Source organism: Novosphingobium sp. fls2-241-R2A-195 (assembly GCF_030209485.1).
Classification (GTDB): domain Bacteria; phylum Pseudomonadota; class Alphaproteobacteria; order Sphingomonadales; family Sphingomonadaceae; genus Novosphingobium; species Novosphingobium resinovorum.
In genome coordinates this window covers 64,966-79,620 of the sequence record NZ_JARVRY010000026.1, presented here as the reverse complement: position 1 = coordinate 79,620, position 14,655 = coordinate 64,966, and the positions used below count along the sequence as shown (strand labels likewise).

11 protein-coding genes are annotated in these 14,655 nt (G+C 65.6%); 5 read left to right on the top strand and 6 right to left on the bottom strand.

Features of this window, described 5'->3' with window-relative positions:
• Positions 1–347 precede the first annotated feature (347 nt).
• From QRN25_RS19575 to QRN25_RS19565, 3 genes are all read right to left on the bottom strand, one after another.
• Positions 348–2,651, bottom strand: a complete 2,304-nt coding sequence (locus tag QRN25_RS19575) for a TonB-dependent receptor (RefSeq protein WP_285020917.1) — start codon at positions 2,649–2,651, stop codon at positions 348–350.
• A gap of 247 nt (positions 2,652–2,898) precedes the next feature.
• Positions 2,899–3,963, bottom strand: coding sequence for an LLM class flavin-dependent oxidoreductase (locus QRN25_RS19570; protein WP_271184106.1), 1,065 nt, complete (start codon positions 3,961–3,963; stop codon positions 2,899–2,901).
• Positions 3,963–5,042 (bottom strand): LLM class flavin-dependent oxidoreductase, encoded by a 1,080-nt coding sequence (locus QRN25_RS19565; protein WP_008832654.1) that lies wholly within the window; start codon positions 5,040–5,042, stop codon positions 3,963–3,965. The genes QRN25_RS19570 and QRN25_RS19565 overlap by 1 nt, the downstream gene beginning before the upstream one ends.
• A 290-nt stretch (positions 5,043–5,332) precedes the next feature.
• On the opposite strand from QRN25_RS19565, the gene QRN25_RS19560 reads away from it, so the two are divergent.
• The 3 genes from QRN25_RS19560 (at position 5,333) to QRN25_RS19550 (ending at position 8,690) form a co-directional block, all read left to right on the top strand.
• Entirely contained in the window at positions 5,333–6,256 is a 924-nt protein-coding gene (locus tag QRN25_RS19560; RefSeq protein WP_285020916.1) for an alpha/beta fold hydrolase, read from the top strand.
• An 11-nt stretch (positions 6,257–6,267) separates the two neighbouring features.
• Positions 6,268–7,011, top strand: a complete 744-nt coding sequence (locus QRN25_RS19555) for a maleate cis-trans isomerase family protein (RefSeq protein WP_285020915.1) — start codon at positions 6,268–6,270, stop codon at positions 7,009–7,011.
• Positions 7,012–7,244: 233 nt separating this feature from the next.
• Positions 7,245–8,690, top strand: a complete 1,446-nt coding sequence (locus QRN25_RS19550) for an MFS transporter (protein ID WP_285020914.1) — start codon at positions 7,245–7,247, stop codon at positions 8,688–8,690.
• A gap of 141 nt (positions 8,691–8,831) precedes the next feature.
• On the opposite strand, the gene QRN25_RS19545 is transcribed toward QRN25_RS19550, so the two are convergent.
• Both QRN25_RS19545 and QRN25_RS19540 read right to left on the bottom strand, forming a co-directional pair.
• Positions 8,832–9,788, bottom strand: a complete 957-nt coding sequence (locus QRN25_RS19545; protein WP_051586947.1) for a LysR family transcriptional regulator — start codon at positions 9,786–9,788, stop codon at positions 8,832–8,834.
• A 105-nt stretch (positions 9,789–9,893) separates the two neighbouring features.
• Positions 9,894–10,919 carry an alpha/beta fold hydrolase gene (locus tag QRN25_RS19540; RefSeq protein WP_285020913.1) on the bottom strand — a complete coding sequence of 342 codons (1,026 nt, stop codon included), beginning with the start codon at positions 10,917–10,919 and terminating at the stop codon, positions 9,894–9,896.
• A gap of 207 nt (positions 10,920–11,126) precedes the next feature.
• Between QRN25_RS19540 and QRN25_RS19535 the strand changes: the two genes are divergently transcribed.
• Together QRN25_RS19535 and QRN25_RS19530 are read left to right on the top strand one after the other, a co-directional pair.
• The gene (locus QRN25_RS19535; RefSeq protein ID WP_285020912.1) at positions 11,127–12,128 is read left to right on the top strand and encodes a nitrilase-related carbon-nitrogen hydrolase; all 1,002 of its coding nucleotides are present in this window, start codon (positions 11,127–11,129) and stop codon (positions 12,126–12,128) included.
• Between the two features lie 429 nt (positions 12,129–12,557).
• Complete coding sequence (locus QRN25_RS19530; protein ID WP_285020910.1) at positions 12,558–13,379, top strand: hypothetical protein; 822 nt, start codon at positions 12,558–12,560, stop codon at positions 13,377–13,379.
• A 213-nt stretch (positions 13,380–13,592) separates the two neighbouring features.
• Here QRN25_RS19530 and QRN25_RS19525 read toward each other — a convergent pair whose 3' ends face one another.
• The gene (locus QRN25_RS19525; protein ID WP_271184113.1) at positions 13,593–14,570 is read right to left on the bottom strand and encodes a ParB/RepB/Spo0J family partition protein; all 978 of its coding nucleotides are present in this window, start codon (positions 14,568–14,570) and stop codon (positions 13,593–13,595) included.
• Positions 14,571–14,655 lie beyond the last annotated feature (85 nt).

The window sequence follows — 14,655 nt, the reverse complement described above, 5'->3', positions numbered from 1 at the left end:
CGGTGGTGGAGGGGGATAAGCAAGCCCCCTCCGTCAGCCCTAACGGGCTGCCACCTCTCCATCGCTTCGCGACAGGGAGGATTTTTTGCGGCTACCTCGCGCCCCAACACCTCGTCACCCTGAACTTGTTTCAGGGTCGATTGCGCCGCAAACGCTGCGTCGGGACCAATAAACCGCCGGTGCCATTTGCTGTTCTGCACTCCGGCACCAACTGCCCGATGGACCCTGAAACAAGTTCAGGGTGACGGCGTGGCACTGCTGCGGACTTTGTGCTCCCACCCTGGGATTCGGCACGAAAAAGGCCGGGCGATTGCTCGCCCGGCCTTTCCCTCCCCTCCAGGATCAGATCAGAAGCGCAGCGTCGCTTCCATGCCGAACTCCGGCGGACGCGGCGCCGAGGCGTAGAGGCACTGCTGGTTCGTGCCATACGTCGCGGTGTCGCGCTCGATGAACATGCAACTCGCGGTCGCCCCCGCCAGGCCCGAACCGGTCGCGCGCTGGTTGTTGAGGATGTTGCGGCCGAACAGCGCAAGGTCGATCATGTCGCTGGTCAGGTTGAGCCGCGCATCGACCGTCCAGGCCGAACGCACCTTCACGGTGTTCGACAACGTGGCGAAGTAGCTGCCGCGATAGCTGCCGTCGACACGCAGCGAGGGCAGGAAGCCGCCGACTTCGGGAAGCTGGTACTCGCCGCCGACGAAGCCGTTCCAGTAAGGCACATTGGCCTGGGTCAGCCCGTCGAGCACCACCGAACCGTTCGTCGTCACCGGGAAACCCGCCGTCGAGCCGGAGCTGATCAGGATCGGGTTCGGATTGGTGAACTCCTGCTTGGCATAGCCGACCGAGCCGCGCAGCGTCAGCTGCGGGGTCACGCGCCAGTTGCTCTCCGCCTCGAAGCCGACGATGCGCGAGGAACCGACGTTGCCTACCGCCGAAACGGTTACGGTCTGGCCGGATACGGTGCGCTCCAGCGTGCTGACCAGCTGCTGGTCCTTCACCTCGTCATAGAAGGCGGCAAGGTTCAGCGTCAGCGCACCGCCGAAGAAGCTGTTCTTGCTGCCGATCTCGTAGTTGTAGAGCTTTTCCGGATCGGCATAGACCGGCTGGGTGACACCGCCCACCGTCACGTAACCGGCGCGCGCGCTCTTCACGCCCTTGGAGAACAGCGCATAGAGCATGTTCTGCGGCGTCGCCTTGTAGCTGACGGTCACGCGGGGCGAGAAGTCCTTCGACACCTGCGAATAGTCGCTCGTGGTCGGATAGAAGGCGCAAGTCGGGCAGCTCGGCGCGAAGATCCGCTCACGCGCATAGCGGCCTTCGAGGCTGAGCGTCAGCTGCTGGGTAAAGTCCCAGTCGAGACCGCCGAAGATCGCGCGGTTCTCCAGCCGGTCGTCGCGGGTGCGGCCCGCCGGGTTGGCCGTGGTGGCGAAGGACGTGAAGCCGGTGTCGTCGCGTTCCCAGAAATAGTAGGCGCCCACGCGCCAGCGCAGCGGCTTGTCGCCGGGCGAAAGCAGCATCAGCTGGTGGCTGGTATTGGTGAACTTCTCGTAGGACGGGAAGGTGCCGAGCGAGGCGGCGCGCAGGGTCACTTCGTTGTTGGCAAGCGCCTCGCCGAAGACCTTGTCCTGGCCCACGCCGCTGGCGCGCGGGGCATTCGGCGCGTCGGCGGTGCGCGATTCATTCACGTAGCCGCCGCGATAGCTCAGTTCGTAGTCGCCGAACATCTTGGTGACGACGGCGCTGGCGAAGTAGCGGTCGCGCGCATAGCCGTCCGCGCCGCTGGTGCCGATGTTGTCGATGTCGGGATCGGGCAGGTACTTGGGGAAGATCGACCCGTTGCCGCGTGCGAAGGGCGCGGTGGCGATGCCCGACTGCACCCATTCGCGCGGCTGCTCGACGACTTGTGCGGCCACCGAGTCCCGGTCATGCTGGTACATGCCGCGCAGCTTGATCGAGAACATGTCGTCGGGCTTGAAGTAGAGCGTGCCGGACACCGCCTGCGTGCGCTCGCGTCCGATCGGCGCGCCGCCGTCGCGCGACTTGGCGATGGCGCCGTTCTGGAAGACCGAACCCGCGACCGAGGCCCAGAGTGCGTCCTTCACCAGCGGCGCGGTGACCGTGCCGCCGAAGTAGTAGCTGGCATCCGGCGCGGAATTCATCAGGCTGCCGCGCGCCTTGACGAAGCCGGTGACCTCGTCGCCCGAAGGATCGACGGTGACGTAGTTGATCGCGCCGCTGTACGTGGCGCGGCCGAAGTTGGCGCTCTGCGGCCCCTTGATGACTTCGACGCGCTGCAGGTTCTCAAGATCGAGCGAGGCGAGCTGGCCCGACAGCGCGACGCCGTCGATGAACACCGAGATGCCCTGATAGCGTTCGTCCGAAGTATTGGGCGCAAGACCGCGCAGCGAATAGGCGGAAGGATCGTTGCGACCCGAGCCCGCGAAAAGACTGAGGTTCGGCGTCACCTTCTGAAGATCGCGCACGTCGCGGATCTGCGCGCTGGCAAGATCGTCGCTGGTGAGGGCGGTAATGGCGAGCGGAACTTCCTGCAGCGTTTCCTTGCGGCTCTTGGCCGTCACGATGATCGCATTGGAAGAGACGTCTTCATCGGCGGCGACTTGCGCCAGTGCCGACGTACTGCAGAACATCATGGCGATTACTGCAATACCAACAGAAGATGAAACAGTCCTCATCATTACCAACTTCCCCTTGATGTGTTTGATTTTATCGATATGCGCTTGAGAGAACTCCAAGCTAAGTCATGTCGATTTCTCGACAACAATTTGTGATTTAATGTCCGCCCTGCGAGTATTATTCAAATCTTATCAGGTATAAATAAAACTTTATCTTGACGAATAGTGATGGGCATGGGCCGGCAGCGCAGCGCCGACCCACACCTCAACCCGCTGCGCCGATGCGCTTGCGCAGGACCGGGACCAGCCCCTCGCCGAACAGGCGCACGTCCTCGATCGTGTAGAAGCCATTCAGCAGGAACCGGTTGACGCCGATGGCGTGATACTGCTCCAGCGCCGCCGCGACCTGGTCCGGCGTGCCGACCAGCGCGGTTGCATGGAGCCGTCCCTCGGTGGCGCGGGTCATGCCGGTCCACAGGCGTTCGTCCAGCCGATCACCCATCGCCGCCTGCCGCTTCAACGCCAGGGTGCCGGGATCGTTGTCGCCCTTGTCGCGGCCGATCTGCCTGCCGCTCGCCAGATGATCCATGACCGTGCCGAGCAAGCGCTCCGCCTTCTCCCATGCCGCGTCCTCGGTATCGGCGACGATGACCCGCATCGACATCGACACGTCTGGATTGCGTCCGTGCAGCGCCGCTTCCTGCTTGAAGCGTGCGATCGTCGCCCGGGTATCGGCAAGCGTCGCGGGGCCGATCGCATAGACGTCGCAGACTTGCGCGCCCATCTGCACCGCCGCGTCGGAGTTGCCCGCCCAGAAAACCGGGATTTGCTCCTGTACCGGCTTCACCAGCGCGAAGGCGCCGTTGAAGCGATACCATTCGCCCGCGTGGTCGAAGGGAACCTCGCTCGACCACATGCGGCGCAGGATCTCCACGTATTCGCGGCTGCGGTGGTAGCGTTGCTCTTTGGTCAGGTAGTCGCCGTCCGCCTGAGTCTCGACGTCGCTGGCGCCGGTGATGATGTGGACGCCCGCACGCCCGCCACTCGCCCGGTCGAGCGTCGCGAACATGCGCGCGGCCATGGTCGGTGCGATGAAGCCGGGGCGGTGCGCGACCATGAACTTCAGCGTCTTCGTCACCGCCGCGATATGCGCGGCGGTCGAAAGCGGATCGGGCCAGGTCGCCGTCTGCCCGACGAGGACACGGTCGAAACCCGCCTCCTCGTGCGCCACGGCATAATCGCGCAGGAACTGCGGGTCGTAGACCCCGCGCACCGGATGGGCCTCGGACGAATCCGCGAAGAAGTGGAGGCCGACGACTTCGAAGGCCATCACCGCACCTCCATCGCGGCTTCCCGCTCGGCCACCTTGCGGCGCAGGGCGGGAATGATGTCGCGACCGATGATCTCCGCGTCCCCGATCGGGTCGTAGCCGCGCAGGATGAACTTGTGCACGCCCGCGTCCCAGTAATCCATGATCGCGTCGACGAGCTGGTCAGGATCGCCGACAAGGGTGCCGCTGTTGCTGTGCGCGCCGCGGATCTCGTTGATGCCGTTCCAGAAGCACTTCTCCAGCCGCTCGCCCTTGCCTGCGAGTTCGGCCGTGCGCGCGAATCCGGCGGCGCTGGCGGCGACCTTGTTCTTCTCCGCCTTGCTTTCGAGCGCGGCGATGCGGCTCTTGAGGTCCGCCGCCTGCGCCCACGCCTTGTCTTCACTTTCCCCCACGACGAGGCGCAGCGAGACGAGGAAGTCGGGCTTGCGGCCCAGCGGCTGCGCAGCGGCGGTGACTTTCTGCACCACCTCGGTCATGCCCGCCACGGTATCGCTGAGCGTGGCGAAGACGTCGGCGCAGGCCGCGCCGGTGGCGATCGCCATCGGCGACATGCCGCCGAAGAACACCGGGATCGTGCCGTTCAGCGGCTTGATCTCGGCATAGCCGCCGTTGAAGCGATACCACTTGCCGTCGTGGTCCACCGGGGTCTCGCTCGCCCAGATGCGGCGCAGGATGTCGATGTATTCGAGGCTGCGGTCGTAGCGTTCCTCCTTGGTGTGGAAGTCGCCGTCGCACTGCATCTCGATATCGCTGGCACCGGTGATGACGTGGACGCCCAGCCGCCCGCCGAGCAGCCGGTCGAGCGTCGCCAGCATCCGCGCGGCCATGGTCGGCGCGATGAAGCCGGGTCGATGGGCGAGCATGACGCCCAGACGCTCGGTGACGGCGCCGACATAGGCGGCGGTGGTGAAGTTGTCCGGCATCGTCGCGGCATTGGCGATCAGCACGCGGTCGTAGCCCGCCGCCTCCTGCACTTTGGCCAGCTTCACGATGGCGTCGATGTCGTAGTGCGACACCGGCACCGGCGACAGTTCGGAGGCCATGTTGTGATTGATGAGACCGTTGATTTCTATCGGCATGCGCGTTCCCCTGGAATCTGCGCAAAGCCTATGTGCGCCTCCATGCATGGCCTCAGCAGCCGGGCGCATATCTCCGCATGACGGTTAGAATCCCCGCAATCGGCGCGTTTGCGGCGAAGAACGCATAGGATGATGCGGCGGACTCATGCCCCCTGCAGAAGCAATCTTGCAGCGATCAACTCCACAGAGCGGACATGCCTTCCTCGGACGGTTGTGTCCTGCACGCCAAGCGCATTGCATGCCCGCATGATCGAGGTCATTCCGATCTCTGACCTAGCGGAACGATGCGCATGTCGACCTCCCTTTCCCGCCGTACCCTTCTTGCAAGCGCCCTGCTCGGCGCCACCGCCGCCTGTGCGAGCGGCGCATCGCGCAGCGTCGTCGCGGCACCGATGCCGGAACGCCGCACTTTCGACCTTGCCGGTCCGGGCGGACGCACCATCTCGATCAGCGAGTGGGCGGGCACCAGCGGCAAGCGCGGGACGATCCTGTTCTCGCACGGCGCCCTGTCCGCGCCCTGGTTCTACGACCGCATCCTCCAGCCGCTGCTGGCCTCGGGCTACCGCGTGCTCGCGCCGCTCCACGTCGATTCCGCGCAGCACCCGCACACGGCCGAGTACAAGGGCCTTGCCAGCTGGCGCTGCCGCATCGAGGACATGCGCACCCTCATCGCGCATATCGGCGACACGCCGTTCATCGCCATGGGGCACAGCTACGGCGGCCTGATCGCCACAGTCCTCGGCGGCGCGGCGGGCGTCATACCCGAAGGGATGGAAGGCCCGCTCGTGCCGCGGCTCGCGACGAGCGTGGTGGCGTTCTCGCCTCCGCCGACGATCCCGGTGATGATGACGGCGGAAGGGTACGGCGCCCTCGCCGTGCCCGCGCTGATCCAGACCGGCACCATCGACCTGCTCCCCGGTATGACGCCGAGCGATGCGGAAGGATGGCGCGCGCACCTCGCCGCGTTCGACGCCGCCAAGCCGGGCGGGCACCGCTACGGCCTCGTGCTGGAGGGCGTGAACCACTACTTCGGCGGCGCGATCTGCGATTTCAGCCAGCCCGGTCCGATGCAGCTTGACGGGCTCAGCCACGCGAATGCGGTGGCGAGCTTGTTCCTCGACGCCTTCGCGAACGGCAAGGCGAACGCCAAGGCCCTCGCGCGGCTCGACGCCGGGATCACCGACGCCCTCCCCATCCGCCTGATGCGGCGCTGAGGCCAGCGCTCGTGACCGACGTTCTGGGCTGGCGCAGGCTGCTGGGGGTGATCGCACCCTCGACCAACACCGTCGTGCAACCCGACATGGAGCGCATGCGCCCGCCCGGCGTCACCAACCATCTCTCACGCATACACGTCGAGGACCCGGTGGCGCTCTCGAACGAGGACTTCATCGCCGGAACCACCGCCATTGCCGAGAACACGCTGGACGCCGTGCGCTCGGTGATGACCTGCCGCCCGGACTATCTGGTGCTCGGCATGTCGGCGGTGACCTTCTACGGAGGCGTGGACGGCTCTCGCCGCTTCAAGGCCCGGATCGAGGCGGAAGCCGGGGTGGGCGCAACCACCGGGGCGGAGGCCGTCGCCGCCGCCCTGACCGCCGTGGGCGCGAAGGCGGTGAGCTTCGTCTCGCCCTACTACCCGGTGGCGAACGCCGAGGTCCGCCGTTTCCTTGAAGAATCCGGCTTTGCCGTCAGGCGAGACCGGGCGCTGCAATGCCGCCGCTGGACCGACATCGCCAAAGTCACGCCCGAAACGCTGCGCGAAGTCATCGCGCAGCTCGACGGAGACGACGTCGATGCCATCGTGCAGGTGGGCACCAACCTCTCCATGGTCGATCTCGCCGCCGAGTACGAAGGCACTCTCGGCAAGCCGGTCATCGCCATCAATACCGCGACCTACTGGCACGCCCTGCGCGCCTGCAGGATTTCCGACAGGCTGCCCGGACTGGGCCGTCTGTTGAGCGAGCATTAGGAGAGAAACAGGCCACCTTAAGTCGTCATTGCGAGCGTAGCGAAGCAATCCAGGGCGGCTCAAGACTGCCCTGGATTGCTTCGCTACGCTCGCAATGACGAGCTATGGTTGGAACTGAGGTACGTCCTGTTTCCGACCGGCAAATCCACCCTGCGGCCATATCACCAAACGGCATTAGGCCATCGCCCCGAGCCCCCGTGTTCTGCTTTTCAAGCACGAGTACGGAGAACCGCGTGGCAACAGGATCAGGTAGGGCGGCCCATGCAGGCGCCGCAAGTTCCAGGGCATGGTCGATCAGGATAGGGTCGCTGCTGATCCCCCTCGCCCATGCGGCGGGACAGAACGTCGTGACCGTCCTCGGCCTGCGGTTCATGACGGACAGTCTGGCGATCTCCGCCGGGACCGCGGGGCTCATCTTCGCGCTCGTGAAGATCTACGACGGCTTTCTCGACCCCACCGTCGGCGCGTGGAGCGATCGCTTCCAGTCGAAGTGGGGCCGCCGCCTGCCATTCCTCTTCGCGGGCGGACTGGCGATGCCGCTGGGCGTCGTCATGCTGTTCGGCGCGCCCGACGTGGGATCGGTGCTGCTGACCGAGGCGTTCGTGACGCTGGCGCTGATCATCCATGCATCCGGCTATACGCTGATGACGATCCCCGGCTTCGCCATGGTCGTCGAAAGCTCCACCGACCCCGACGAGCGCGCCCGGCTCATGGCATGGCGCACTTACGGCAACGCGGTCGGCACACTGCTCGGATCGACGCTGCCGACGTGGCTGCTGGGCATGATCGGGCCGGGCCGCCAGAGCCATCTCATCCTCGCGGTCCTGGTCGGCGCGATCGTCTTCGTCGCGACCACCGCCGCCGTGCGCCTGCTACGCGACGCCCCCCGCACGGCGCCGAGTGCCGACGCCGCCCGCAAGCCGCGCGGCCGCTTCGAACTGTGGCGGCAACTGGTGGTGGTCTGGGCCAACAAGCCGTTCCAGATCCTCGCCATCGCGCATGTCTTCCTGCTGTTCGGCACCGTGATCGGGTCGGCCACGCTCGCCTACTTCACCCGCGTCGTGCTGAAAGTCGGCGATGCCACGCTGGGCACCTATTTCATGCTTTCGACGGTCGCCATGGTGCTGTCGATGCCGGCGTGGGTGTTCGGGTCGCGCCATCTCGGCCGCAAGGCGTGCTACATGATCGCCCTTGCCGTCTATGGCGCCAACCACCTGACGTGGCTGCTTGCCGGGCCGGGCGAGAGCACCCTCGGCATCGGCGCCCGCGCCCTCGTCGGCGGCTTCGCGGGCGGCGGCATGATCCTGTGCGCCTATGCCCTGCTCTCCGATGCCGTGCGCTACGATTTCGTCCGCAGCGGCGAGCGACGCGAAGGCGCGTTCGCGGGCATCACCACCCTGCTGGACAAGCTGTCGTCCGCCGCCTCGCTGGCCGCGCTGGGCGCATTCCTGTCGGCGATGGGCTACGTGTCCTCGGCCAGTGGTGCCTCGGGCGCGCAGGGTGCCGACGCGGAATGGGCGATCATGATGTGCGAGTCCGTGATCCCGGCGCTGGCGATGGCCGGTGCCTTCATCACGATGTGCTTCTACCGCCTCGACGCCGGGGAACTGGCGCTGGCGGAAACGACGGCAGCACCCGCGCTTGACCCTGCGGTCGATCCCACGGGCGAACCGACCTGAAGGAAATTGCAGCCCCGGCGGTTAAAGTCGGGGCTTTTCCCTACTCCAACCTCGTCATTGCGAGCGAAGCGAAGCAACCCAGAGCGGCGTAGTGCTGCCCTGGGTTGCTTCGCTTCGCTCGCAATGACGAAGTGTTTTCGATCAATTCGCGTGAGGACGCTTTTCCACCAGAACCGCAACCGGAACATGCGGGATCGCCCGGCTTTCCTCCACGTCCGGTCGCCCGACATGGGCGCGCAGCTTTTCGGCGAAGAGTTCCGCCGAACGCTTGATCTCGGCATCCGCCCGGAACAGCAGTCCCGCGCGCAGAGGGCGCGGCATCCGCTCGACATTCAGCGCGACCGCGCCGGTGCCCTCCATCAGCGCATCGGGCAACATGCCCAGCATGCCTTCCTCCAGCACCAGCGACTTCATGAACGAAACCGAGCTGGTCCTGACCCCGGCGGCCGGCATCCCGGCGTTGCCGACCGCGAAGTAGTTGCGAGTGGCTGCCAGCCAGTGCTTCTGGTCCAGCATCGCCCATGCCCAGCGCGTCAGCTCGGCGGGCGTGATACCGCTACGATGCGCAAGCGGGTGCCCGGGCGCGGCATAGATCGAGCAGGACGAACTGCGGATCCGCTCATAGGCCAGCTTCTCCTGCATCGTCGTGGCCGGGACGGTGGTGAAGACGAGGTCGACCTTGCGGTCCATCAGCGCAGGTACGGTTTCGTCCACATGCCCCTCGACGATCCGCAGCGATACGTCGGGATGCTCGCGCGTGAATTCCGCGACGACGGCGCGCAGACCCATCTGTGCCTGCAAGGGGCAGATCGCGGCCACCAGTTCCTCGCCCAGCCCGCGCTTGGCAAGGGCGATGCGCTGCTGCGCCCGCTCCTGCTCGTTGACCATGAGCCGGGCATGCTCGAGCAGCGCGGTGCCCGCCGCCGTCAGCTCGACCCCGCTGGAACGGCGGTCGAACAGCCGCGCATCGATCTCGTCCTCGAGGGTCTTGATGCTGCGGGTAAGCGCGGGCTGCGTCAGGAAGACCCGCTCTGCCGCCCGGGAAAAATTGCCCAGCTCCGCAACCGCAATGAAGTGCCGCAACTGACGAAGATCCATGATCCCACCTCAAGCCTTATGACGGAAAGAGGAAGGGGAACCCGGAGCTGCCCCCGGGTCCAGAATTTAACGCTTCCTCCCCGCTCTGCGGACAATCCCCCGCGCTTATTTCCCTGTGGCGGGTGCCGCCGGAAGTGCGTCGATCCATGCCTTGAGGTCGCGCCCGGTCTGCTCGGGCAGTTCGATCATCGGGTAGTGGCCGACGTCGGGATAGTGGATGATCTTCATCGGCGCATTGGCGAACATCACCCGCGCGTCGTCGGCCCGGTCCTTGGGGATGACGATGTCTCGGTCGCCCCACTGCAGCAGCACCGGCACCTTCACCGCCGCCGCCGCATCGCCCGCACCGGACTTCCACACCGCCTTGGTGTTCGCCTCGTAATAGGTCTTCACTCGCGCGAAACCGCCGGGGATGTTGTTGGTCATGTAGTACCAATGGACCGTCTCGGGCTTCAGCCGCTCCGGACGCCCGTAGAGTTCGGCCAGCGAATGGCGGTAGAAGAACTCCGGCATGTAGTTGGGCACGAGGTTCGTGTGCACCCACAGGACCGATGAAACGAGAGCCGAAGTCTCGGTCGGAGGCGGCGCCTTGAGCGGCAGGGTGGATACCGCCAGCGCGCGAACCTGCTCGGGATGGCGCGCGGTGTACATCGTCGCGATCGTCGCCCCGCTGGAACTGGCGACGATGACGAACTTGCCAAGGCCCTTCTGCTTCACGAAACGCTCGATCAGTTCCACGACGCTCGGCATCCCCTGCGAGGGACGCGGATCGACGGAGAGACCATAGGGCGGCCAGTCGAAGCGGATGACGCGGTAGGAGCCCTTGAGCTGGTCGGCCCAGCCGTCCCAGATCCGCAGGTTCGACATGGAACTGTGCAGCATCAGGATGACCGGCCCCTGCCCTTCGTCGCGGACATGCAGCTTGACGTCGCCGACCATCTCGAACTTCGACGGCCCGGTCGCCTGCTCGACCGCCACAGCCTCATAGCTGGGGTTCCACCAGCCAAGCCGCATAGTGCCGAGCGTACCCGCCGCGACGAGCGCCACTGCCGCCACCACGCCGCCGACGATCCTGCCCACCCGGCGGCTGCCCTTTGCGGAACTGCTTTCGGCCCGATCCCTGACGCTCATCCATGATCCCCTGTGCTGAAACGCCGATGATGACGGGGAGCGCGGCGCGGCTCCAATCAGTAGATTGCAATGAGCCATACCCGCACCGCATGGCGCCACACTCCGCGAGCCAATGTCTCCAGCAGGTGGGCAAACGGCGCCTGACCCAAGAATGAGCGGCGGAGAATCGCGCTATCGAACACTCCAAACCGACAGAGGGAGATCAAGATGCGCCACGCCCCGCCCCCGCCTTATGTCCTCGCCACGTGCGCCTCGGCGCCGCAGTGCGTGTTCGCGAATGGCGCCGTGGACCGCGCCGCGATCGACCACAACATCGCGCAGACCATCGCCTTGGCCGAGCGGGCGGTCGGTGATCACGGGGCGCGGCTGGTCGTGTTCCCGCAGTTCGGCCTGACCGGCTATGCCATGGTTTCCCCCGAGGCCTGGCACGACGCCGCCTTCGCGCTCCCCGGCGCGGAGATCGAGCGCATCGCCGAAGCCTCCCGCCGCACCGGCGCATGGATCGCCGTCCAGGTGCCCGAGCGCCACGACGCCTTTCCGGGTCGCCACTTCCTTTCCTGCGTCATCGTCGGTCCTGACGACGGCATCGCCCTCGTCCACCGCAAAGGCTATTCCCTTTCGCTGCGCACCAGCCCGATCGACGTGCATGAACAGTTCGTGGAGGTCTTCGGCGAGGAGGCATTCCACCCCGTGATCGACACGCCGATCGGCCGCCTCGGCGCGGTGATCGGGGCCGAATTGCACTGGCCGGAAGTGTGCCGCTCACTGGCACTCAACGGCACCCAAGTGGTACTCAACCCCATAGCAGCGGCGCCGCACCTCGACTATCTGCAGCGACCGGGCGCGCTCCACGTGCGATCCGTGCGCGCCTTCGAGAACATGGTCTATCTTGCCACCGCCAACATCGCCGGACCGGCCGACACCCCCCCGTCGATCATCTTCGACTACAAGGGCGCATCGATCGCCGAGCCTGTCGAGGGTGCGCCCGAGATCACCCTCGCCACGATCGACATCGCCGCAATGGAAGCGTGGCGCGGAGCGCCAGCCGCCAATTTCCTCGCCCAGATCCAGCCGGCCACGACGATCCACCCGGACCCGCACCTCCATTGGCCCCGCAACGCATGGCCGGCGCAGGCACCATCGACGTTCGAGGATCTCGCTGCCACGGAGGCGGATACCTGGCGCAAGTTGAACGCGCACTGGGGCTGAACGGGTTATGCATCCGAGCGATTGCATAGCTAATCATATTTAGCTACCTATATGCTCGAAAATTCGCGTGAAATCGCGATTTTATCGAGTAGTTCAAGCATGAATTCCGCTCCTGAGGATGCCCCGGCAGCCCCCCTTGAAGCTGACGCTCTCATGGCGTTCGGCCATATGTGCGGCGCCTTATCGTATTGCCCTGAAGCAACCCTGCGGGTCTTTGCCGGGCAGGCCTTGCGCCACACGCTGATCGCGGCGCTTCGGCAGGAGGGGCATGCCTTTACGGAAATGCGCTTTCACGCCTGGTTCGCAGGGCTGACCACGCTCTCCGAAGACAGCCCGAGAAGCGCCCGCCCCGCCCGCGCCTTGTGCAACGCGATCCTGACCGAGCTTGCCAACTGGGGTGATACGGCGATCGCCGCAGCAGCGGGCCAGTTGAAGACCGCCCTGCTCGCGCCACTGGAGGGCCACGACGAGAACGCGAACGCGGAAGCCAATCGCATTCTCGAAGCCGCGCGCCTGCTGATCGGCACCCTGCCGGCACCGCAGACCTCCCCCCTTGCCGACATGGCAGCGCTGCATGCCGCGATTGCCGGCAACATCGACTTCGCGCCGCCGGAGCGAACACCTTCGCGCCTTGCCACGCCACTGCGGCAATTCAAGATCGAGGCCCCGTCCCTCAAGGCGCCACTCTGGGCGATCGACCTGGCCTTCTCGCGGCGCCTGTTCGAGCAGCGGAACTTGCGCGCCGCCCTCCCCCTTTCCGGCCTCGCCCGAGCCAACGCTATCAGTGAAGCGGACGTCCTGCAGCGGCGGCTCATCTTCGCCGACGCCATGCAGCGCGCGGTCGGCCCGATGCTGACGATGATGCAGAACGCCGATGCTCTCGCCCGCTTCGCCCATGCTCCGGCACCGGGCCGTCGCGGCAATTCGAGAGCACCCTTACTGATGGAATTGCTGGCCGGCTTCGGACCGCTACGTTCACGGCAGATCGAGACGATGCTTGGCGCGTCGCGCCTCGGCGTCGCGGGAATGATCGAAAGTTGGGAAGCCTCGGGTGCGATCAGCCGGACGACGATCTCGGGTTCGCACCTGCTGGAAATGCGAACCATGCAACGAGCATCAGTACAATCCCCGAGACCAGAGGCACCCGCTTTCTCGACATCGGTTCTCGCCGACTACGAGTCATCGATGGAAGCCATCGACCGCCTTCTGGCACGTCGCGATGACGCACGACAGGATGACGGCTCCACCTGATCGACCGGCGCCTGAAAACCTTCCCACGGCAAAATGGCGTCAATTTAACCGGATTGCCCGGTTTTTGACCTCCCCGGAAATGGGCCTTTCAGCGCCATAACAATCTGGAGACAACCTGCGGGTCATAAATGTCGCCGCGGCGCCCTACGAGGCCCTGAGGGCAAAAATCGAAAATTCGGGGCCAACACAATGCGCATCGGCCCCGAATATATGTCAGCCTTCGATGAGCCCACGAATCGCGGTCATCAGTTCATCGGTCGATGCGCCGGAGCGCGGAACGATCTTCAGGGTCAGTCCGCTGCGTGCCGAACGGGCGTAACGGAGCATCGGTTTGCCGTTCGCGGCCTTGACCACCAGTTCGCCGCCGCCCGTCTTGGTCTTTGCGACGGTCGCCGCAATCAGCCGCTTCGCCACTTCCGGACCCGACAGCTTCACGCCAAGGTCCGCGCGATCTTCGCGCACGCCCCTGCCCTCTTCGATCATCAGCGCCAGTGCGCGCGGATCGCCGGTCAGCGGTTTGATATCGCGCGCCACGCGTACCGTCAGGTCATGGGTATCGGCGAAGATCTCGACGATCTCTGCAGGCAGTCGCGCCACGTCGAGCAGGCGGCTGAGCCACGAGCGGGAAATCTTGAGATGCTCGGCCATCTCGCTCTGCGAGCCGTCATAGAACTCGTCGAGCGCGCGAAGATATTCGTTGGCACGCTCCCAGTCGGAGATGTCCTTGCGCGACCGGTTCTCGATATCGGAGACGCGGAACGCCTCTTCGTCCGACACATGCTGGATGGTGACGAGATATTCGTACTCGGGATGGTGGTGCGCCCGCAGCCACTGGACCGTCCACCAGCGACGCACGCCGGCGATGATCTCGTAGTCGTAGTCAGGGTCGTTCGTCAGCCTGCGGACGATCGCCGGGATGCGCTGCTTCTTCGCCGAGAGGAATGCATCGATCAGGTCACGGCAGCTCTCCTCGTCGAGGTGGTCGAGGTCGCGGTTGTGAAGACGCCAGGGGCGACACCGTGCCGGGTCCACCCACTCGGTCCGGTCAGTGACGACCTTGCCCGAAGCCAGCCGTGCGAGGGTCTGGCTCCGGCTGGCCATGATGCTTTCCGACGGCGCCGAGTTGTCCAGATCCGCGTCATCAAGCCCATCGGTGAGGCTGCTCCCAAATCCGCGATTGCCCTTTGCCATAGTCACTTCCCGTCCGCCGCAGCGCCTGTTCCAGTGCCGGTTGCCACGTGGCAACACCGACACACATTCCCGTTTTTACTCTCGA